Below are 20,341 nucleotides of genomic sequence, written 5' to 3' on the forward strand. Positions count from 1 at the left end.
TTGGCGTCGAATTCTGCGATGAGGCTGGTCAGGTTTCCGATCGTCCGGCAAACGTACTTGTCGAGGCACAAGTGGTAGTCCGGATGCTATATGTGGCTTGTGTTCTGGTATCGATGATCGCTCCCGCATACTCCGTCCGGAGACGAAGAGAGTCAGAGTACACCGAACCCGGCGCCAGCGCCGTAGGTGCCTGAGTACCCGGCAACGCGCTAAACCCAGTGGATTTTCATCGGATGCACACGGTTCAAGGACGTTCCCTGGCGAAACCGTGGGCACTAGACGAAGAGTGGATGGATTGAACAGCAAACTCGACTACCACTGGCACCTGCGTACGGTCATGGCCACCCGCGGCATGTTCTCCACTAGTCAGGGCTACTACCTGGTCGTCGAACGACCCGAACGGTTGAGCCTGACCACACTCGCCGCCTTGATAGACATTCTGGGCTGCCGGATGGAGGAACTGATCGAACCGGTTCGGCACTAACGAGCCCTGATGGGGAACCGGACAGCATCCGGGTACGCCGCAGTGGTGCCGGCCGATCCGCAGTCGATCATCCGTGCCCGGCCGGTGCACGCGGCGCGGCCGGACCGGACGACAATGATCGCCATGGACGAAGACCTGGAAAATCTGGCCCGCGACGTGGACCGAAAATGCCGACTCACAGGCAGGTTCGAGCTCCGTTCCGGAATCACCACAACCGAGTACTTCGACAAGTACCTGTTCGAAACCGATCCCGCCCTGCTTCGCCGCATCGTCGATCGCATGATTCCGCTGGTTCCCGAGAAAACCGAAGTACTCGGTGGCCTGGAAATGGGCGGCATCCCGATAGTGACAATGCTCAGCCAAACAACCGGCCTCCCTGCGGTCTTCGTCCGAAAAGAACCGAAACACTACGGAACAAACAAGTTGGCAGAGGGCATAGACGTCGACGGGAAGAACATCACCCTGATCGAGGATGTCATCACCACTGGCGGCGCTGTTCGAAACGCAACCCTCGCGCTTCGAGCACTGTCAGCAGATGTTTCGGTGGTGCTGTGCGCAATCGACAGATCAGGTTCCGATGGCGCTGCCCTCGCGGATATCGACGTCGGTATCCGATCCGTTTTCACCAAAGAATTCCTGGACTCGATACTCGCCGGCTGACTCTCGCGAAAGCATCATCCACAACGCTCACGAGGAGAAGAACCGGGGACGATTGCCATGGTCGCGGAGGATTCCCTGTGTGCCTGCACCTGGTCGCGGGTGTGCATCTCGTGTCAGAGTTCGGGGACGATGTCGCCGATGACCTGAACAATCGCATGTTTCGCCCAGGCCGTGATCTGCTCGTTCATATCTCGGTAGTACGGCAACGCCACCAACGCGATCGACAGAGCCCATGCCCGGCCCCGCTTCCATGTGTCCTCGTCCACGTCGGCGTGCGCCCGGAACACGCGCCGTGTGTTCGGTGTCAGCAGCGTCCATGCGACAAGGCAGTCGATCGCAGGATCACCCAGGGATAGTCCGCCCCAATCGATCACGGCCGAGAGACGGCCGCCACGTACCAGGATGTTTCCCGGATGCAGATCCGAGTGCATCCACACCGGCGGGCCTGCGTAGTCGATGACATCTCGCGTCTTCTCCCACACTGCCTCCGTCAACGCTGCGTCCACCAGTCCGTCGCACGCAGCAATGCTCGCTCTAGTCGCTCTAGTCGCTCTAGTCGCGCAGTCTCGTCGCGCAATCGACTCGGCCCGGTAGGAATGTAGCGGCCCCACCGGGCGCAATCCGAAGGTGTCGATTCGACGTAGGCTGCACACGAAGTCGGCGAGTTGGATTGCGAGATGGTCATCAGCTATACCGGGCAACGGATTTCGCCCCGCAAACCACGGATACACCGACCACCGCCACGGGTATCCGAAGGCCGCCTCACCCACACCCACCGGAAGTGGCACGGGGACAGGTAATTGCGGCGCGAGCCGCGGCACCAACGCTTGCTCCTTCGTGATTCCCTGCGCCGCAACCGGAGTGCGGGGCATCCGGATCACCAGTGACCTACCAAGCCGGATCATGACATTGTCAGTACCGATCGACTCGACCAGATGCAGCGGCAGATCGGCCCATTGCGGCATCTGACCCGCGAGCAGACGCGGGATCAGAGCGAGGTCGATGTCCGGTTCGTCTTTGTGAAGCTTGCGGATGTGCATGGCCACAAGGAAACCACTCCGAAAGGTCCAGCGTCGAAACCTTTTCCTCGAGTATCGGTATGCGGGTGCTGAAGCCGCCCGTTCCCACGAATCGGTTCCACGGAAATCGCGGATCTACTGCTCGATTGTGCGGGGCATCAACGAATAGCGGCGATGATTGCCTCGGAGTTCTCACGAATGTAGATCTGATCTCGGGTGTAGATGTCGATGTGCTCAGCAGCTGTGCGGGTCGCGGTGCCTGGCTCCGCTGCCTCGATACGGGCGAGAATGGCTCGCTTCATCGCCCCCAAACGGTCGATCAAAATCTCGGGCAGCAGAGATGCGCGGGGGTCCGGGTAAAGTTCGAAAATTCTTTTCAGACGGTCGAATTGGTCGATATCAGCAGACCAGCCACCGTCGGAGAAGTTATCCGGGCTACACAACGGCGCGAATCGGTACGCGAAATAGGCAAGATCATCGATGCGACGGCCTGGGCCGGCTTCGTCGAAGTCGATTATCCCGATCGCACGCGTGCCACTGAATACGAAATTGTATGGCGCAGCGTCCCAGTGGCACACCGCTTCAGCCCTGAGGCCCTCTGGGAGGTGGTCAGCGTGTCCTTCAGGTAGCCGTAGTCCAACGGTGGCATCGTGGAGTTGACGAAGGATCGTCACTGCCGTTTCCATCGCCTCGCGACTGCGGACCTCCGGCGGTATCGGGTAGTTCCCGGCCGTTCCTTCCAGGTAGGAGAGCTTTTCGCGTCCTTGGTCATCGATTCCCAGGAAGCGGGGGCTGTACTCGAACCCCGCCTGTTGCAGGTGGTCGAGCAAGGTGTGGACGGCGCGAGAGTGGGTGCCGGTCATCCTTCGGACCGAACTGCCCACCCGATGCACTACCGTGCGATTTCCGCCCACGAGGACGACCTCCTCGGAGGAATCTTCTTCAGCACTCACAATGGTCTCCCCGTATAGCCGAGCATGCACTCTCGTGTCAGCGGAGTTGACGCTCGAATTCGTTACGTTTGACTATCACGCATTACCTGCACGGCCGGCGTATCCGTCAAGCAGCGTCGTAGTGCGAGAAGCGAGTTCAGCTGTTGACCCAATCCATCCCAGGATCCGAATCGATGCGTCGGCAATGACGTCGGGAGATGTGGGGATTCCGGTTCCTTCGGTTTCAGCGTCTGACCTGGTGTTGATCACGGTCTCGACGAGACGGAACGGTAGCTGCGCAGTGCGGAGATCGACGTCGCGGTCGGGATTGATCTGGACCAGCGCGTCTCGAGCGAATTCTGTGTACAGATTCATGAGTGTGCCGCGCTGGGCTCGGAACGGCTCGAATCGTTCGGTCCGCAGCTCCGGCAGCAGGTAGAGGGCACCAAGATTCCATCGGGACGCCGCGAGTTGCTGCGCGTCGAACCAGGCCAGGGCGTACATACGCACCGCGGCGGGTTCCGGACTCTCGCGCATTTCCTGAGCAAAAGCCAGGGGCGAGGTGACTGTCCCGACTAGAAGAGCCGTCAGTAGGTCGTCTTTGTTGGCGAAGTGGTGGTAGAGCGATGCCTGCCGGATCCCTACCGCATCGGCGATCATCCGAGTGGACGTGCTGGTGAAGCCGCCGGTGGTGAACAACTCGGCTGCCGCATCGAGAATTTCGTCGCGTGCCGTTGCGCCGGGACGCTTGCGTGTCGACAGCCGTGGGCGGCCGGCTCCGGTGGTGGTCATGACTCCATCCTTCCATCACTGCGGTCCACGAGCGCGCGCCGCAACAGGGGAATCAGCGGGCGCGGCGACGGAGCGCCGGTCCGGCGGAAGGGGGACGAATCACGAGACGCAGCAACCCATTCCGCAGCATCGATGCTCGACAGGTCGAGCAGGAATCCGGTCGAGCTGGTGAGTTGGTGGAGTAATAGGCTGCCGGTGCGGCCGTTTCCCTCGCGAAACGGATGCGCGTGGTTGTAGGTGACGTAGACAGTCGCCAGCGCGTAGGCCAGCCCGCCACGGTCGGCTCGGTGCCAATCGGTCGCCGCAACTGCGATTTCGACTTCACGCAAGTATCGGCTGATCGAACCGACCGGTGCGAAGCCGTCGCCGTTCTTGGTGATGTCGACGATGCGTTGCTGCCCCGCCCAGCCGAACACGTCACCGAACACCTGCCCGTGTAACCCGAAGATGTACTCGGCATCCACCTGCCTCGGCGTCGGCGCGGGTTGCAGATGGGCTTGGAGCAGGCGAGCTGCGGTCGCGGCATACTCGACGTCCCGCAGCTGAGTATGGTCCTGGAATCCGAAGTTGTTGCGCAGCACGGTGGTCCCGGTGACCAGGTACGGACGCGGTAAGGCGAGCCGTCGCCGGCGCGGGACTGCGCGCGCGGATGCGGCGCTGCGGTGACGTTCGATGTAGTCCTCGCAGGTGAGGGTGCCGACGGCCAGTGCGTCCAAATCGGTGAGGTCGTCGCCGCTGGGCTGCCATCCTTCGAGTCGCTCGGCCGCCACGGTCTGACGAACCGCGTGCCGCTGCGCGTCGGTCAGTTCGGTCATGCCGGTGGCCCCGTGTATGCAAGTTTTCGCTGCAGGCCTGCGATCTCACGGACGGCGCTCGCGAGCAGACTCCGGTACAGGGGGGTCAGCGAGTCCAGTGGCAGGACGTCGGTCGGGGCTTCGCCTCGTTCGATCTGCTCGCACTGGTGCCGCAACCGGATCTGTGCGAGCACGTCGAACGACTCGGCAAGCATCGTCGCGTCGTCGTCGGGGAGAATTCCCGAGGTCGCTGCCGCTCGCAGTCGCACTGTGGTCGACGGGTCCGCGCAGCCTGCCGCGAGCCCGGCCCACCGCGCGATATTCACGATCGGCATCACACCTTGTGCCTTGATGTCGACGGAATCCGTGCGGCGAGTAAGACGCTCGCGCAGTGAATGCATCCGCGCCTTACCTTCGACGGCTTCCTTGAGCAGCAGCCGTAGTGCGTCGGGATGGAGTCGCTCGGAAACAACGGGGGACATGGCAAGGTGGTCGTCGCCGAGCGTGACGCGACTGTCCGCGAGCAGTGACACCATCACGACACCCTGATCGGCGTAAGGATCGGCGAGCCAGCCGTCCAGCCCGCGCAGCCAGTCGGATTCGGAACGCGCGAACCGCGGGCTGGACGCAACCGCTCCATTGGCATCAGAGGGGAGTCCGCAGCGCTGCAGTAGTTCGTGTACCCGACTTCCATAGGCGGCTTCGCGGGCTTGCCGTTCGGGACTGTGGTCGTCCGGCCAGATCAGCGCGCTGTCGACGTCGGAGCTGGGCATGGCCTCGCGGCGAGCGACGCTGCCGAGGGAGAGCCAGGTCGAACCGGGATGGCCGTCGGCGATGAGGCTAGCGGCCCGGGTGACGGCGGCGTCCATGAGTACCGACGCGATGGCGCTGACATCGATCGCCGCTACGCGTGCTCGCCACAGCCCCACCACAAGTTCCGGGATCCGTGCTGTCGCGGCCACCAGTTCGTCGGCGTCGGTTGCCTGAGAAATAGTGCTGCGCACCAGGAATCCACTCCGCGTTGCAGTGGCGAACAGGTCGGCGTCCTCGACCACACCGAGAACGTCGCCGCGTGAGGACAGTACCGGCAGGTGCCTCACGCCGCGTTCGAGCATGTCGAGCAGCACGTCGGCGCCGAGTCGGTCAGCGCTTGCCGTATGCACTGGAGTGGTCATCACTTCGGACACTGGGGTAGTGGTGCCGAGTCCGGCCGCAACAATCCGCCTGCGTAGGTCTCCGTCGGTGAAGATGCCCAGCGTGCCGCTGCCAAGGGGAATGAGTACGTAACGACGGCCGGCAGCGGTCATGGCGCGGGCAGCATCGGCGGCGGTTGTCTCCGGTTCGCAGGTAAGTGCGGGCCCACGCAACAACTCGCCCACCGGGAGCATCGATGGATCGCGGACGACGTTCATGGCCCTTATCTAATGCTGTGCCGCCCCGCGGAGCATCACCGACTACCCATGTGAGGGTTCGGAAACGTTTCGTTAACCGATGTCATCGACTCGCAACGCAATCGCTACACAGCGAAACATGAGAGACACCGGCCGGGAACGGGAGCGCAGAAAACTATCAACTGACAGGAATACCGCCCCCAGGCCTCCCAGGAGAATCAATGACGATCGCGGCACCTAAGCCCAGCGACGACAACGACCTCGCCGAGTTCGGCTACGAGCAGCAACTGCACCGCTCGCTCGGCAAGTTCGCCTCGTTCGCGGCAGGCTTCTCGTTCGTCTCCATCCTGACCACGATCTTCCAGTTGTTCGGGCTCGGCTTCAGCTTCGCGGGACCGGCGTTCTTCTGGACGTGGCCGTGCGTGTTCCTCGGCCAGTTCATGGTGGCGCTGAGCTTTGCCGAACTTGCTGCGCGCTACCCGATCTCGGGTGCCATCTACCAGTGGTCACGGCGGATGGGCGGCGAGATCATCGGGTGGTTCGCCGGTTGGTTCATGATCATCGCGCAGATAGTCACCGCCTCCGCGGCGGCGATCGCCCTGCAGGTGGTGTTGCCAAACGTGTGGAGCGGATTCCAGATCGTCGGCGAGGACAGTTCCCTGACGTCGTCGAGTGGCGCGACCAACGCTGTACTGCTCGGCTCGGTGTTGCTGGTGCTCACGACAACGATCAACTGCGTTGGCGTGAACTGGATGTCGCGGATCAACAATATCGGTGTGACCTGCGAGATCATCGGCGTCATCGCGGTAATCGGGATGTTCTTCACCCACGCCCAACGTGGTCCGCAGGTGGTCTTCGATACCGGCGCCGCGGGCAGCGAGCCAGGCTACATCTGGGCCTGGATCGTCTCGGGATTGATGGCGGCATACGTCATGGTCGGCTTCGGCTCGGCGGGCGAGCTGGCCGAGGAGACCCGCAATCCGCGCCGCGTCGCGCCGCGCACCATTCGACTGGCACTGTCGGTGTCCGCTCTCGGCGGTGGCCTCATGATCGTCGGCGCGCTGATGGCAGCGCCGAGCCTCACCGACGGCCGGCTCGCAAGCGAAGGCCTGCCGTACGTACTCGGCGCAATCCTGAGCTCCCCGTGGGGCACTCTCCTGCTGATCGACGTCGCTATCGCGGTCTTCGTGTGCACCCTCGCGATTCAGACTGCCGCATCCCGGCTGATGTTCTCCATGGCCCGCGACGGCCGCTTGCCGGCATCGAAGACCCTCTCGAAGGTCAACGCCCGCACCGGAACTCCGATCGCGCCGTCTGTCCTGATCGGTATCGCCTGCATCCTGGTGCTCGCGGTGAACGTCGGAAACTCGGCAATCTTCACCACGCTGTCGAGCGTGTGCATCGTGCTGATCTATCTGGCGTACCTGATGGTTACCGTTCCGCTGCTGCGCCGCCGGTTGCAGGGCTGGCCGCACGGAGATGTCCAGTACGACTCCGAGGGCCGAAAGCTGTTCTCACTGGGGGCCTTCGGCATTCCGGTCAACATCGCGGCGGTGCTGTACGGAGCCGCAATGGTGATCAACCTGTCCTGGCCACGCGCCGAAATCTTCAACCCTTCCGGTGACATGCCGATTCTGCAATGGGCTGCCCCGATCACCGTCGTTGCCGTCGTCCTGGTGGGCGCTCTCTGCTACCCGCGCGGCAAGACCGTTCCGAACCCCGTCACGATTGGAGCTACGAAGTGACCACGACCGACACTGCCATAGACATCACAGCAGCCACCGACATCACAGCAGCCACTGACACCACAGCCGCCGCCCGCGAGCACGCCCGCTCGCAGGCCGGCGCGATCACCGACTCGATGCCAGTCCTTCCCGCCTCCGAATGGCCCACGCCTCCGGTCGGCATCACCGCGGACCGGCTGACCTGGGCGGAGACGGTGCCCGGCGGCCGATACACCTCGAAGGTGCTGGCCCGCGGCACGCGGATCCGACTGCGCGACATCGCCGGCAGTGCCTGCGCGAATGTGCTGCTGTACCGGGCGGACGCTCCCCACGAGCGGCTCAACATTGCCGACACCGTCAAGGTGCCGTGGCAGGCGTACCTGCGGGTGGGCCATCCACTGCTCTCCGATCAGGGACGGATACTGGCGACTGTTGTCGCCGACACCTCCGGTCACCACGACGCGTTTTGCGGAACTACGTCATTGGCCACGAACACAGCCAAGTACGGAGAGGGATCCGTACATTCGGGAGCACCCGCCGGGCGGGAGTTGTTGACTCTGGCCGCGGCCAAGCACGGCCTGACCGCCCGCGACCTGCCGCCGGTGCTGACACTGTTCCACGGCGTACGAGTCGAGCCGAACGGCGCACTGACCAGCACCGGAAACGCAGGCGCCGGAACGGAGTTGGAGCTACTGATCCATCTGCCGGTCATCGTGCTGATTGCAAATACCGCCCACCCGCTGGACCCGGACACCACGTTCGGCACCACGTCCCTCGAAGTAGTGGCGTGGGAAGCGCCCGAGGACCTCGACGCTCTGCCCGGCAACGACCCTGAGTACCTCCGTGCAGTCCTCAACACCGAGGACGCCTGGAACGCCGCCAAGCCAGCACATGAAGCACATTTCGGAAGGGACGCCAAATGACCACCGCTGTAGAGACTCCCGCTCTCGTCCCCGGAGCCGTGATCCTCGATGAGACTGTCGGCGCCCGCGGACCCTGGTCTGCGATCGTCCGAGCCGGCGACGTCCTGACCATCGTCGACCTGTACGGCAACCAGGCCGTCGACTCCCTCTTCTATGCAGCCGACGATCACGGCGTTCGGTACTCGGCTGCCGCAACCGTTGCAGCGCAGCGCAATCTGTTTCTCACCACGGGATCGGTGCTTCGTGCCGACGATGGAACTGCACTGATGACGCTTGTCGGTGACGAGGTCGGCAACCACGACACCGTCGGAGGCGCGTGCTCGCAGGAGTCGAACACCTTGCGCTACGGCCACCACACCAAGCATCAGCACGCGTGTGTCGAGAACTTTCTGATCGAGGGCGCCAAGTGGGGACTGGGCAAACGTGACTTGGTCTCCAACATCAACTTCTTCATGAACGTTCCGGTCGACGCGGATGGAACACTCGGCATCGTCGACGGACTCTCCGCACCGGGTAAGAGACTGGCTTTGCGCGCGGAGATCGACACACTGGTGCTCGTGTCGAACTGCCCCCAGATCAACAACCCCTGCAACGGCTTCGACCCCACAGCGGTGCGGATGATCGTGACCCGGCCGGAGGGACAGCGATGACCGAGATCACCGTTCAGCGTCCCGGCATGCTGAGCACCGTTCAGGACTGGCCGGGCCGCGTCGGTTACTGGCAGATCGGTGTACCCCCGTCAGGCCCGATGGACGACCTGTCCTTCCGACTTGGCAACGAGGCACTCGGCAACGAACCGGGAGCAGCTGGACTCGAGTGCACGATGGCCGGCCCCGCGCTGCGATTCGCCGAGGCCACCGTTGTCTGCGTCACCGGCGCACCGGCCACCGTCCGAGTGAACGGACTGCAGGTCCGGGCCTGGGCGCCGGTCCACGTTCCGGCCGGCGGCGTCCTCGACGTCGGGGCGACAACCGGTCCGGGACTGCGGATTTACGTGCTGGTACGCGGAGGAATCGACGTGCCCGACTACCTGGGCAGCGGTGCCACCTTCACACTCGGCAAGTTCGGCGGTCACGAAGGCCGGACGCTACGCGAGGGCGACGTATTGAGCTGCGGGGCAGGTCTGTGCAACCCCGATGCCGCCCAACCGGTTCCGATGGAACACGTCCCGGTGATCGGTGGCCGCTGGGAGATCGCCGTTACCGAGGGGCCACACGGCGCACCGGAGTTCTTCACCCGCAACGACATCGACACGTTGTACGCCACCGACTACGAAGTGCACTTCAACTCGGACCGCACCGGCGTCCGCCTGATCGGGCCGCAGCCGGACTGGGCGCGCAACGACGGCGGCGAAGCGGGTCTGCACCCCTCCAACATTCACGACAATGCCTATTCGGTTGGCGCGCTGGACTTCACCGGTGACACCCCGATTCTGCTCGGGCCCGACGGACCGAGCCTGGGTGGATTTGTCTGCCCGGTTACCGTCGTATCCGCAGAAAGGTGGAAGCTCGGGCAGTTGAGCCCCGGCGATACCGTGCGATTCGTACCGATCCGCGCCGATCGCGCCGCGTCGAAACGTCAACTGGGCCTGAGCCGCCGCGCGAGCCTGCCGGCCGTATTCAGCGGCGGCGGAGACGGGGACGACGGAGTGATCGCCCGCCGCGACGGCAAGACCGCAGTGACGTATCGCCGCTCCGGTGACGACAATGTTCTTGTCGAATACGGGGACATGACTCTCGACCTCGCACTTCGGGCGCGGGCGCACGCACTGCACCAGCGACTCGAGGCGGAGAAGCCGGCGGGGCTACTCGATCTCACTCCCGGCATCCGGTCGCTGCAGGTGCGCGTCGACCCTGACGTACTGCCGGTGTCGAAGTTGATGGGCTTGCTCGCCGAGGCCGAGGATCAGATCCCGGATTCGTCCGAACTTGTGGTGCCCAGCCGATCGGTCCGGATGCCTCTGTCCTGGGACGACCCGTCCACTCGCGAGGCAATCAAGCGGTACATGCACGGTGTTCGCGCCGACGCGCCGTGGTGCCCGTGGAACATCGAATTCATTCGGCGGATGAACGGGCTGGACTCGGTTGCCGACGTCTTCGACACGGTATTCGATGCCGAGTACCTCGTGCTCGGGCTTGGCGACGTCTATCTCGGCGCTCCGGTGGCCACCCCACTGGATCCGCGTCACCGTCTGGTCACTACCAAGTACAACCCCGCGCGCACCTGGACGCCGGAGAATGCCGTCGGGATCGGCGGTGCCTACCTGTGCATCTACGGCATGGAAGGGCCAGGCGGCTACCAGTTCGTCGGCCGCACAACCCAGGTGTGGAACCACCGGTATCCGGAGAAGTCCGGGCCGTTCGAGGACGGCACACCCTGGTTGCTGCGCTTCTTCGACCGGATCTCGTGGTACCCCGTCGAACCGGACGAACTGCTTGAACTGCGCGCCGAGACGGCTGCGGGTGGGCCCGGCGGCGTGCACATCACGGATGGCAGTTTCTCTCTCGCCGAACACGAGCAATTCCTCACCGCCAATGCGGATTCCATTGCGGCATTCCGCGCCACCCAAGCCGTAGCGTTCGGCGCCGAGCGGGACGCGTGGTCTGCTGCCGGTGAATTTGCCCGCACCACAACAACAGTCAAGGAGGTGGCCGCGTGAGCGCACGGATTACAGCTACGGCGCGGGTCGCGGCAGCGTATCGGGCGATTGAAACCGCTGACAGGCCGGAGATCTGGATACACCTACGCCCCGAAGCCGACGTGATGGCCGAGGCCGCACTCGTTGACGCGTCCACTGCTGACCTACCGCTGCGAGGTGTGGTTCTCGCGGTAAAGGACAACGTCGACGTGGCCGGCGTGCCGACCACTGCTGGGTGTCCCGAGTTCGGGTACACACCCGCAGTCGACGCGGCGGCGGTTGCGGCGCTACGGGCGGCGGGCGCGGTCGTGCTGGGCAAGACGAACCTCGACCAGTTCGCGACCGGGTTGGTCGGCACTCGCAGCCCGCACGGCGCGGTGCGGGATTCGCGTCGGCCCGAGTACATCTCGGGTGGCTCGAGTTCGGGGTCAGCGGTTGCCGTCGCTCTCGGGCTGGTCGACATCGCAATCGGCACCGACACCGCAGGGTCCGGCCGTGTTCCGGCTGGTCTGCAGGGCATCGTCGGCGTCAAGCCGACGGTCGGAGTCGTCTCGACCGAGGGAGTGGTTCCAGCATGTAGTTCTTACGACTGCGTGACCATCTTTGCTGCGGATCTGGCCGGCGCCGAGTCCGCGATGGCCGTGATGGCATCAGGCGCACCGGACCGCCAGTGGCCGAGCGACGTCCGGTTGGCAGCGCCGCCGCGGCCACGAGTGGCAGTTCCAGCTTTGTTGCCCGGACTGGACGAGCAGTGGGCGGCGGCGTTCGGCGCAGCTGTCGAACGGTTGCGTTCCGCGGGTGCCGAGGTAGTCGAGATTGACCTGACGCTGTTCCTCGATGCCGCAAAGCTTCTGTACGACGGTGCGCTCGTCGCCGAAAGATATGCGGCGGTAGGTGAATTCGTCGACGACCATCCGGATGCTGTGGACCCAACGGTACGTTCGATCGTTGCGCCCGCCGGAGCCATTCCGGCGCATCGACTACTGGCGGATCGGGAGTTGTTGGCGCAGTTGCGGAACCGGGCGATGACGGAGCTCGACGGATGTGATGCCCTGATGGTGCCGACGGCGCCGGAACATCCGACGATCGCCGAGGTCGCTGCTGATCCGATCGGTGTGAACTCCCGGATGGGGACGTACACCAACTTCTGCAATCTCTTCGACCTTTCAGCCATCGCCGTTCCTGCCGGTACTGCCGGCGATGCGCAGTTCGGGGTGACGGTGCTGGCGCGTGCGTTCGAGGACGGCGTCGCCGCCGACATCGCGGCAATGGTGACCGGTGACGAAGCAACAGGATGGACGTCGGAACCGGCGGACACGGTCGAACTGTCGGTCTTCGGCGCTCACCTGCGCGGTCAGCCGCTCGAGCATCAGCTGACTGGGCTCGGCGCCCGGTGGCTCGGCCCGGTAGTAACCGCTCCGCGTTACCGGTTGAGTGCGCTGGACACAACGCCGCCCAAACCGGGATTGGTCCGGGTGGCAGATGGCGGCGTGGCGATCGTGGGGGAGCGCTGGCAACTCACTCCCGCTGCTCTCGGCACGTTCCTCGCTGCGCTACCGACGCCGATGATGCTCGGTTCGGTCGAATTCGACGACGGCAGTTGGGGAACCGGATTCGGTTGCGACCAGGAGGCAGCGTCCACCGGCAAGGACATCAGCGAGTACGGCGGCTGGAAGGCTGCGCTGGACGCCGGGGCGGTGGGCTGACTTTCGAGTACTGGTCCCGGATTTCGCTCAGCTTTGGTCGTGATCGAACGTCACGCCGCGGCCGGTGATTTCGGTTGCCGTGATTTCGACAACGTTGTATTTGGGCGTCGGAATCCAGGACCGCAATCCCAATTCGTCGATCTTGGCGGTTTCGGTGAACGACGTAATCACCCGCGCGGTTCCGCGCACTACAACACTCCATCCTTGTTCTGGGCCAACGTGATCGGCTTCGAACAGAACGCGGTCGTCGATGGTCAGTTCGACGAGTTTGGTGCCCTCGGCGGTGCGAAAGTAGATGTGGTTGTCGTCGACCACATAGTTGACCGGGAAAATGTCCACGCGGCCGGAAGCTCCGACAACAATCCGGCCCAATGAGGCTTGGCTCAGCAGTTTCCAGCTGTCTTCAGCTGCAAGGACAACGACGGGTGAATTCGAGGAGAGATCGTTGGCGGTCATGTCTCATTTTCTCATGTGAGAGGGGGCAAATCGTGCGAGTTGGACGAAGATCACTAGTCAGCGAGTCGGTGTCGGCGAAGCGGGTACCGCAGCGGGATCACCGCCGGGTACGGCACTCGCGCCGTAGAAGGTGGGAATGATGCCCTTGGCCAGTACCAACGCCGACCCCTCGCCCGTTGGTACCGTCGCCAGGTTTGTCGCGATCACCATGGTGAGGTCGGTGCTCGGATCGTGTGCCATGAATGTCATGTATCCGGGAATTTGGCCGTCGTGGCCGATCAGTGCAGGTCCGAAGCGGGCGATGCCGAGACCGTAGCCGGCAGCGGAGGGATTGCTCGGGTCGGTTGGTTGGATGCTGTCGAGGCGAATCTTCTGCATGTCGTCGTTCAGCAGCCCGCCGCCGACAAGGGCTTTGACGTAGGTGGCCAGCTCTCCGACGGTCGAGATTGCGCCGCCCGCTGTCCAGGTCCAGGACGGGTTGGCGTCGGTCTCGTTGTTCGGCTTCAAGGTGCCGGCCAGCGCTGCGCTCAGTTCGGGTTCGGGGAGTGCAAAGGTGTCGATCGTGGAGACATTGGTGCCGAAGGAGTATCCCTGCGGATGGGGGTCGGGGATCGAGGAATCGTCTGCTGCCGGCAACGACGTGTGTGTCAGACCCAGGGGCTCGTAGATGCGCTCCTGGAACGCTTGTGCTGCAGACATATCGGTGAGTTTTTCGATGAGCAGGCCGAGTAGCACGATGTTGGTATTGCTGTACTCGAACTTCTCGCCGGGAGCAAAATCGACGGGGTGGGAGAATGCGATAGCCAGCAATTCCTCCGGTGTCCACGCCTTCTGCGGGTCATTGTCGAGCGTCGCGTTGAATTGTGGGTCGAAAGAGTAGCTGTACAACCCGCTGTGCATGTCCGACAGCTGCGCAATGGTGATCGTGTCGCCGTTCGGCACCCCGTCGATGTACTTGCCGATGGGATCGTCCAGGCTGAGTTTTCCTTCCTGCACCAACTGAAGAATGACCGTCGACGTCATTGTCTTGGTGTTGCTTCCGACGCGGAAGTAGTCGTCCAGCGACATCGGTTTGTCCTCGCCGATGACCTGGGTGCCGAATGTCGCGGTCCAGTCGCCTTGTGTCGGCGACGAGATCAGCACTACCGCTCCGGGAATGACGTTGTCTTTCATCAGTTTCTCGATGGCCGGCCGCAAGGTTGCCGCGTACGCCGGTTCGGCGTCATTGTTTGTCGAGGTGATCTGGCTCTGCGAAACGTCGGAGGAATCCGTCACCTCTGACGAGGTTCCGCACCCTGACAGGACGACGAGGCTGACCGTCAACGCAACGGCTGCCGTTGTGGTGTGAGGACGCATGGATTCTCCCGGTCTGCGATCGTGAATTCACCTGCACTTCGAATCGTAAAGAACTGGCGTGTCCGTTTTAGGTGTTTCGCGTGTCTGGGCTGGTTGAATTCGCTGAATGTATCCACGATCAGGCATTGTGTGACTGTCGGTGAGGATGCGGCGGACGCCGAGAACGGGAGTAGCGATGGCGACGATCGAAGAGATTCTGGAACTGGAACGCCTCGAACGGGACATTTTCCGAGGGATAATCGCGGAGACCACGCTGCCCCGAACATTCGGTGGACAGGTGGCAGGTCAGGCGCTTGTCTCGGCCGTGCGTACCGTCGATCCGGAATTCTCGGTTCATTCGCTGCACGGATACTTCCTTCGGCCGGGAAACCCCAAGGAGCCCACCGTCTTCCTGGTCGACCGCGTGCGCGACGGCCGGTCCTTTGCTACGCGACGGGTGACGGGAATTCAGGACGGGCAGGCGATCTTCACGATGTCGGCGTCGTTCCATGTTCAAGACGAGGGCATCGAGCACCAAGACGAGATGCCGCCGGTGCCCGATCCGGAGACGCTCGAGCTGGCCACCGACTCCGACGACGGTGAGACCGCGTGGCTGGCGCGTGAGTGGGCGGATTGGGATCTGCGACTCGTCCCACACGCCGATATCAGTAAGCGTCCCGGTGCCGCGGCTCAGCAGCAAGTGTGGTTCCGCTCGCGGGAGGCGCTGCCGGACGACCCGGTCTTCCACGTCTGCACTCTTGCGTACATGAGCGACATGACCTTGCTCGGATCGTCTCGCCGCCCACACATGGACGTACCGATGCAGGCCGCGTCGCTCGATCACGCAATGTGGTTCCTGCGCCCGTTCCGGGCGGACGAGTGGTTGTTGTACGACCAGACGTCGCCGTCGGCCGGTTTCGGTCGCGCGCTGACACAGGGACGGATCTTCGACCGGAGCGGAAACATGGTTGCCGCGGTCGTCCAGGAAGGCCTGACGCGTCACCTGCGTACTCAGTGAGTGCGCACAGCGGGCCGAGCCGGGTGGTCGTAACGCACGTCCAGGTCGATCCGGTCGGTTACACCGCACTGATGTTCGAGTAGTGCATCGACGGTCCACAGGTCGGTTGGCGGTGTGTGCCGCCGTAGTGCCGCCTCGGACATGTGCAACCGGACGGTGACGTCGAAGTCGAGACCGCGCCCCAGCAGCATCGGTCCGGCGACGACGATCACCGTCCGATCGTGAACGGGCCGACGGGAGGATCGTGCCGACCGGTCGGCTACTTCGTCCCACAGCTGGGGGAGCCACGTGCGACGCGTTCGCGCGCCCGTGACAACTTCACGGTCCAGAGCGTCGTAGTCGAACCACATCGTTCGATAGCTCAGCGGATCTTCGTGCCCGAACTCGAGTCGCAACGACGCCGGTCGCACGTAGTCGTGAAGAGAGACAACAGCACTCGGGCGTTGTCGTGACTCTGCGGCAACCCCGATCAGCTGCGCGAGTTCGACCGGTCTGGCGCAATCAGCGCCGTCCAGCGCCACGACCGCAACCGTCGGGTGTGATTCGCACAGTGATACAACCTGTTCGGCCAGGGCCTGCGGGGTGGAGGGAATGAAGACGTTCACGCCACCATGGTGCCGTGCGGCGGCGGCGAACCGATAATGTGAACCCGTTGCCCGCCGGCGCTGTCGGCTTTTACTCTGCCGGAGGACTCATGATTGGTATCGAGGAGATCCTCGAGCTCGAAACGTTGGAGAAGGACATCTTCAGGGGGGCCGTTCACCCCACTGTTATGCAGCGCACCTTCGGTGGACAGGTGGCCGGCCAGTCTCTGGTCTCCGCCGTCAGCACCGTAGACGAGCGATTCCACGTGCATTCGTTGCACGGATATTTTTTGCGGCCGGGTAATCCCAAGATTCCGACGGTGTATCTCGTCGACCGGATCCGCGACGGGCGCTCGTTCTGCACACGCCGGGTGAACGCCGTCCAGGACGGGAAGACGATCTTCTCGATGTCGGCGTCGTTCCACGTCGAGGATCAAGGCATCGAGCATCAGGACCGGATGCCGAAAGTCCCGATGCCGGAGGAACTGCCGGACCCGTTGACCAATCCGGATTTCGCCGGAACGCCGCTACACGAGGAGTGGCGGAACTGGGATCTGCGAATCGTGCCCGCAGACGTTGCCACATCGGCGCCGGATATGCCTGCGCAGCAGCGGGTTTGGATCCGTTATCGCAACACCTTGCCGGATCGCCCACTTCTGCATATCTGTACGTTGGCCTATCTGAGTGACATGACGCTGCTCAACACATCCAACGTGCCGCACAAGGACGTGAAGACGCAGAATGCCTCACTCGATCATGCGATGTGGTTCCTGCGTCCGTTCCGGGCCGACGAATGGTTGATGTACGACCAGACATCGCCGTCGGCAGGGTTCGGGCGAGCCCTGACGCAGGGGCGCATTTACGATCGAAGCGGCAATATGGTGGCAGCAGTAGTTCAAGAAGGCTTGGCGCGGATCGAACGCGAGCCGGTGGACCGTGAAGACAAGACAGGAACGCACGCATGACTCGTCCGTTGATCGGGGTACTCGCACTCCAGGGTGATGTTCGGGAACATCTTGCCGCATTGACGGATTCCGGGGCGGATGCCGTGGGTGTGCGTCGTCCGGAGGAACTCGACAAGGTCGACGGCATAGTGATCCCTGGCGGCGAATCGACGACGATGAGCCGGCTTCTTCAGGTTTTCGAGTTGCTCGACCCACTGCGTGAACGGCTTCGCGGTGGACTGCCTGCCTACGGTTCGTGTGCGGGCATGATCTTGCTCGCCAGCGAGGTGCTCGACACCCGGCCTGACGCCGAGCACCTCGATGCAATCGATATGACCGTACGCCGCAACGCCTTCGGTCGGCAGGTCGATTCCTTCGAATCGGACCTCGACTTCGAGGGCATTGTCGGAGACCCCGTCCGGGCAGTCTTCATTCGCGCGCCGTGGGTGGAACGGGTCGGCCCGGGTGTCGAGGTTCTTGCCCAGGTACCGGCGGCAGCAGGAGAGGCTGCCGGCCGGATCGTCGCTGTTCGGCAAGGTTCGGTGATTGCGACGTCGTTCCATCCGGAGGTAACCGGAGACCGTCGCGTGCACGAGCTCTTCGTCGACCTGGTGCGAGGCTAGATCTCGCGGGCATCAGTCCGCTGAACGAGTGAATTAAGGAGTCGGACACCATCTTCCGGGTGATCGACGGTCACGGCGAAAACGCGCCCGGTCTCGAGAGTCAATACGATTGCCTCGCCGGAGCGCAGCGTGACCGCCGTGCCCCGCGGAGTGATGCGATAGCCGTATCCACCCCACTCCAGCGGGCGGATGGTGTCGACCGATGCGGACTTCACCCGGGTGATGGCAATCTTCTTCCACCGGACGCCCCACGAACTGATGCTCAGCCCGGAATTGTCCACTCGGACCGTGACGGATGCGAAGGCCGCTGTCATGACGGTGGCGGCGAGCAGGATCGCAGCTACCCACCAGTCGGAGTACGCGGCGGTGCCGACCGTGAGTGCGGTCAGGCCGGCGGAGAGAATCCAGGGCCAGAGGCTGTTGACTCGGCCGATCCACGCTGCGCGTTCGGTGGCGGTCAGCGGCGAATCCAAGGTCGGGGTGGGGAGCGGTGGTTGCGCAGTCGCCCCGTCGCGTGCGGTGAGTGCCCACGCGCCGATTCCCGTCATCGCCGCGGCAATGGGAAGGGCGATCCACCAGCCGATCCGGGCGTTCTCGGGAGTGCCCGCATCGAGGGTGAGGGCAACACTGAGGATCCAGATCGTTGCGGACGTCGCGGCTGCGGTGGCTGTGACGGACAGAAGTAGGGGAGCGGAGTCGCTCGCGCGAATCGCGGTGGCAGCGGCCACCATGGAGGCGATCAACGACACGGCCAGCGTAATGGCGAAGAATGTTGTGGTTGTAGCGAATCCGTCCGGGGTCGATCCGGACCAGTGACTGGCGACGGTGGGCGGAAGCTGATCGCCCCACACCAGGCGCGCCACGATCAGCGCGGCCGTGGGGACGAAGGTCAACGAGGCTGCGGTCCAGAGTCGGACCTTGCTGGTCGTCATTGTGTGCTGGTCTCCTTGATGAGGTCGAGCATGTGGGCTGTGTCGAGACCCAGATTGCGGGCCTGGCGGACGAACTCTCGCGCTGATTCGTGGAGAGCTGTTGCACCGGAATCGAATTCGGCGCGGATGACGGCACCGCGGCCGCGTCGTAGATCGATGAGGCCCTCGTCGCGCAGCGTTGCGTATGCGCGTAGGACGGTGTGCAGATTGACGTCGACCGACTCGGCGAGGGCACGGGCAGACGGCAGTCGATCGCCTGGACCGATTTCGCCGCGGATGACGGCCCCGCGCACTCCGGCCGCAATCTGATCGGCGAGAGGCGTCGCTGAGGCGTGATCAATCCGAATCAACATGTTTGCATTCTATGCAAACAATCTCGTGTTTGGCGAATTAGTGTGCGGGGGATGCAGCACGTGGCGACGTGGGACGGGTAACATCGTCAGAGCTGAAAGAAGCGCATTCGGCGTGCGCAACACAGCAGGAAAGGGGCTTGAATCGCATGAGCGGCCACTCAAAATGGGCCACCACCAAGCACAAGAAGGCTGTGATCGACGCACGTCGTGGCAAATCCTTCGCGAAGCTGATCAAGAACATCGAGGTGGCGGCACGAACCGGCGGTGGCGATCCCACGGGCAACCCCACGTTGTTCGATGCCATTCAGAAGGCAAAGAAAACGTCTGTCCCCAACGACAACATCGAGCGTGCGCGTAAGCGCGGCGCCGGTGAAGAAGCTGGCGGCGCGGACTGGCAGACCATCATGTACGAGGGCTACGGGCCCAACGGTGTTGCCGTGCTGATCGAGTGCCTGACCGATAACCGCAACCGTGCAGCTGGTGAAGTTCGTACCGCGATGACGCGAAACGGCGGCAACCTTGCCGATCCGGGTTCGGTCTCCTATCTGTTCGCTCGCAAGGGCGTCGTGACGCTCGAGAAGAACGGGCAGTCCGAGGACGACGTGTTGATGGCAGTTCTCGATGCCGGCGCAGAAGAGGTCACCGATCTCGGTGAGACCTTCGAAATCGTGTGTGAGCCACAGGATCTTGTCGCGGTTCGCAGCGCCCTGCAGGAAGCGGGAATCGACTACGACTCCGCTGAAGCCGACTTCCGTGCATCGGTAGAGGTTCCGCTGGACGTCGACGGCGCTCGCAAGATCTTCAAGCTCGTCGACGCCCTCGAGGATTCCGACGACGTGCAGAATGTCTACACGAACATCGATCTGTCCGACGAGGTGCTTGCAGCACTCGACGCCGACTAGTTCAGGCGCAGTCGTACTCAACCCGGCCGTGACGGTAATCGTCGCGGCCGGGTTGCGTGTTGATGTCGGCAGTTCGCCCGTGCACCGCTAAGCTATCGAACAGCTGTTCGGTGTGGAGAGGTGTGACAAAA

21 protein-coding genes are annotated in these 20,341 nt (G+C 63.4%); 11 read left to right on the forward strand and 10 right to left on the reverse strand.

Features of this window, described 5'->3' with window-relative positions:
- Positions 1 to 295 precede the first annotated feature (295 nt).
- Both FFI94_RS13625 and FFI94_RS13630 read left to right on the forward strand, forming a co-directional pair.
- The gene (locus FFI94_RS13625) at positions 296 to 484 is read left to right on the forward strand and encodes a helix-turn-helix transcriptional regulator (RefSeq protein WP_185993196.1); all 189 of its coding nucleotides are present in this window, start codon (positions 296 to 298) and stop codon (positions 482 to 484) included.
- A gap of 9 nt (positions 485 to 493) precedes the next feature.
- On the forward strand, positions 494 to 1,144 hold the full coding sequence (locus FFI94_RS13630; protein WP_260684096.1) for an orotate phosphoribosyltransferase: 651 nt from the start codon (positions 494 to 496) through the stop codon (positions 1,142 to 1,144).
- Positions 1,145 to 1,257: 113 nt separating this feature from the next.
- Here FFI94_RS13630 and FFI94_RS13635 read toward each other — a convergent pair whose 3' ends face one another.
- The 5 genes from FFI94_RS13635 to FFI94_RS13655 all read right to left on the reverse strand — a co-directional run bounded on the left by FFI94_RS13635 (position 1,258) and on the right by FFI94_RS13655 (position 6,093).
- Entirely contained in the window at positions 1,258 to 2,184 is a 927-nt protein-coding gene (locus FFI94_RS13635) for an aminoglycoside phosphotransferase family protein (RefSeq protein ID WP_138873171.1), read from the reverse strand.
- A 137-nt stretch (positions 2,185 to 2,321) separates the two neighbouring features.
- Entirely contained in the window at positions 2,322 to 3,116 is a 795-nt protein-coding gene (locus FFI94_RS13640) for a phosphotransferase (RefSeq protein WP_138868333.1), read from the reverse strand.
- Between the two features lie 75 nt (positions 3,117 to 3,191).
- Positions 3,192 to 3,887 carry a TetR/AcrR family transcriptional regulator gene (locus FFI94_RS13645; RefSeq protein WP_138868334.1) on the reverse strand — a complete coding sequence of 232 codons (696 nt, stop codon included), beginning with the start codon at positions 3,885 to 3,887 and terminating at the stop codon, positions 3,192 to 3,194.
- The gene (locus tag FFI94_RS13650; RefSeq protein WP_138868335.1) at positions 3,884 to 4,702 is read right to left on the reverse strand and encodes a Fic family protein; all 819 of its coding nucleotides are present in this window, start codon (positions 4,700 to 4,702) and stop codon (positions 3,884 to 3,886) included. The genes FFI94_RS13645 and FFI94_RS13650 overlap by 4 nt, the downstream gene beginning before the upstream one ends.
- Positions 4,699 to 6,093: a putative nucleotidyltransferase substrate binding domain-containing protein gene (locus FFI94_RS13655; RefSeq protein WP_260684098.1), complete on the reverse strand. Its 1,395-nt coding sequence runs from the start codon at positions 6,091 to 6,093 to the stop codon at positions 4,699 to 4,701. The genes FFI94_RS13650 and FFI94_RS13655 overlap by 4 nt, the downstream gene beginning before the upstream one ends.
- Before the next feature lie 200 nt (positions 6,094 to 6,293).
- Here FFI94_RS13655 and FFI94_RS13660 point away from each other — a divergent pair, with 200 nt between their 5' ends.
- The 5 genes from FFI94_RS13660 to atzF are packed head-to-tail and all read left to right on the forward strand — an operon-like array spanning position 6,294 to position 13,063.
- Positions 6,294 to 7,817 carry an amino acid permease gene (locus FFI94_RS13660; RefSeq protein WP_138868336.1) on the forward strand — a complete coding sequence of 508 codons (1,524 nt, stop codon included), beginning with the start codon at positions 6,294 to 6,296 and terminating at the stop codon, positions 7,815 to 7,817.
- Positions 7,814 to 8,719 carry an urea amidolyase associated protein UAAP1 gene (locus FFI94_RS13665; protein ID WP_260684100.1) on the forward strand — a complete coding sequence of 302 codons (906 nt, stop codon included), beginning with the start codon at positions 7,814 to 7,816 and terminating at the stop codon, positions 8,717 to 8,719. The genes FFI94_RS13660 and FFI94_RS13665 overlap by 4 nt, the downstream gene beginning before the upstream one ends.
- Entirely contained in the window at positions 8,716 to 9,369 is a 654-nt protein-coding gene (locus FFI94_RS13670; protein WP_138868338.1) for an urea amidolyase associated protein UAAP2, read from the forward strand. Before FFI94_RS13665 ends, FFI94_RS13670 begins: the two co-directional genes overlap by 4 nt.
- Positions 9,366 to 11,378, forward strand: coding sequence for a 5-oxoprolinase/urea amidolyase family protein (locus tag FFI94_RS13675; RefSeq protein WP_138868339.1), 2,013 nt, complete (start codon positions 9,366 to 9,368; stop codon positions 11,376 to 11,378). Before FFI94_RS13670 ends, FFI94_RS13675 begins: the two co-directional genes overlap by 4 nt.
- A complete protein-coding gene (gene atzF, locus FFI94_RS13680; RefSeq protein ID WP_260684101.1) occupies positions 11,375 to 13,063 on the forward strand; it encodes an allophanate hydrolase in 1,689 nt (562 codons plus the stop codon). Before FFI94_RS13675 ends, atzF begins: the two co-directional genes overlap by 4 nt.
- 27 nt (positions 13,064 to 13,090) lie before the next feature.
- On the opposite strand, the gene FFI94_RS13685 is transcribed toward atzF, so the two are convergent.
- Positions 13,091 to 13,519, reverse strand: a complete 429-nt coding sequence (locus FFI94_RS13685; protein ID WP_138868340.1) for a pyridoxamine 5'-phosphate oxidase family protein — start codon at positions 13,517 to 13,519, stop codon at positions 13,091 to 13,093.
- A gap of 57 nt (positions 13,520 to 13,576) precedes the next feature.
- Positions 13,577 to 14,875 (reverse strand): serine hydrolase, encoded by a 1,299-nt coding sequence (locus FFI94_RS13690; protein ID WP_138868341.1) that lies wholly within the window; start codon positions 14,873 to 14,875, stop codon positions 13,577 to 13,579.
- A 175-nt stretch (positions 14,876 to 15,050) separates the two neighbouring features.
- Between FFI94_RS13690 and FFI94_RS13695 the strand changes: the two genes are divergently transcribed.
- Entirely contained in the window at positions 15,051 to 15,872 is an 822-nt protein-coding gene (locus FFI94_RS13695) for an acyl-CoA thioesterase II (RefSeq protein ID WP_138868342.1), read from the forward strand.
- Here FFI94_RS13695 and FFI94_RS13700 read toward each other — a convergent pair.
- The gene (locus tag FFI94_RS13700) at positions 15,866 to 16,477 is read right to left on the reverse strand and encodes a hypothetical protein (protein ID WP_397495441.1); all 612 of its coding nucleotides are present in this window, start codon (positions 16,475 to 16,477) and stop codon (positions 15,866 to 15,868) included. The two genes, FFI94_RS13695 and FFI94_RS13700, sit on opposite strands and share 7 nt — an antisense overlap.
- An 89-nt stretch (positions 16,478 to 16,566) precedes the next feature.
- Between FFI94_RS13700 and FFI94_RS13705 the strand changes: the two genes are divergently transcribed.
- Together FFI94_RS13705 and pdxT are read left to right on the forward strand one after the other, a co-directional pair.
- Positions 16,567 to 17,421 carry an acyl-CoA thioesterase II gene (locus FFI94_RS13705; RefSeq protein WP_138868343.1) on the forward strand — a complete coding sequence of 285 codons (855 nt, stop codon included), beginning with the start codon at positions 16,567 to 16,569 and terminating at the stop codon, positions 17,419 to 17,421.
- A complete protein-coding gene (gene pdxT / locus FFI94_RS13710) occupies positions 17,418 to 18,023 on the forward strand; it encodes a pyridoxal 5'-phosphate synthase glutaminase subunit PdxT (protein WP_138868344.1) in 606 nt (201 codons plus the stop codon). The genes FFI94_RS13705 and pdxT overlap by 4 nt, the downstream gene beginning before the upstream one ends.
- On the opposite strand, the gene FFI94_RS13715 is transcribed toward pdxT, so the two are convergent.
- Together FFI94_RS13715 and FFI94_RS13720 are read right to left on the reverse strand one after the other, a co-directional pair.
- Positions 18,020 to 18,955 carry a hypothetical protein gene (locus FFI94_RS13715; protein WP_138868345.1) on the reverse strand — a complete coding sequence of 312 codons (936 nt, stop codon included), beginning with the start codon at positions 18,953 to 18,955 and terminating at the stop codon, positions 18,020 to 18,022. The genes pdxT and FFI94_RS13715 overlap by 4 nt on opposite strands.
- Complete coding sequence (locus FFI94_RS13720; protein WP_138868346.1) at positions 18,952 to 19,308, reverse strand: GntR family transcriptional regulator; 357 nt, start codon at positions 19,306 to 19,308, stop codon at positions 18,952 to 18,954. The genes FFI94_RS13715 and FFI94_RS13720 overlap by 4 nt, the downstream gene beginning before the upstream one ends.
- Positions 19,309 to 19,454: 146 nt before the next feature.
- Here FFI94_RS13720 and FFI94_RS13725 point away from each other — a divergent pair, with 146 nt between their 5' ends.
- Complete coding sequence (locus tag FFI94_RS13725) at positions 19,455 to 20,210, forward strand: YebC/PmpR family DNA-binding transcriptional regulator (protein ID WP_033234674.1); 756 nt, start codon at positions 19,455 to 19,457, stop codon at positions 20,208 to 20,210.
- Positions 20,211 to 20,341 lie beyond the last annotated feature (131 nt).

The sequence above is a fragment of the Rhodococcus sp. KBS0724 genome, from assembly GCF_005938745.2.
Lineage (GTDB): Bacteria > Actinomycetota > Actinomycetes > Mycobacteriales > Mycobacteriaceae > Rhodococcus_F.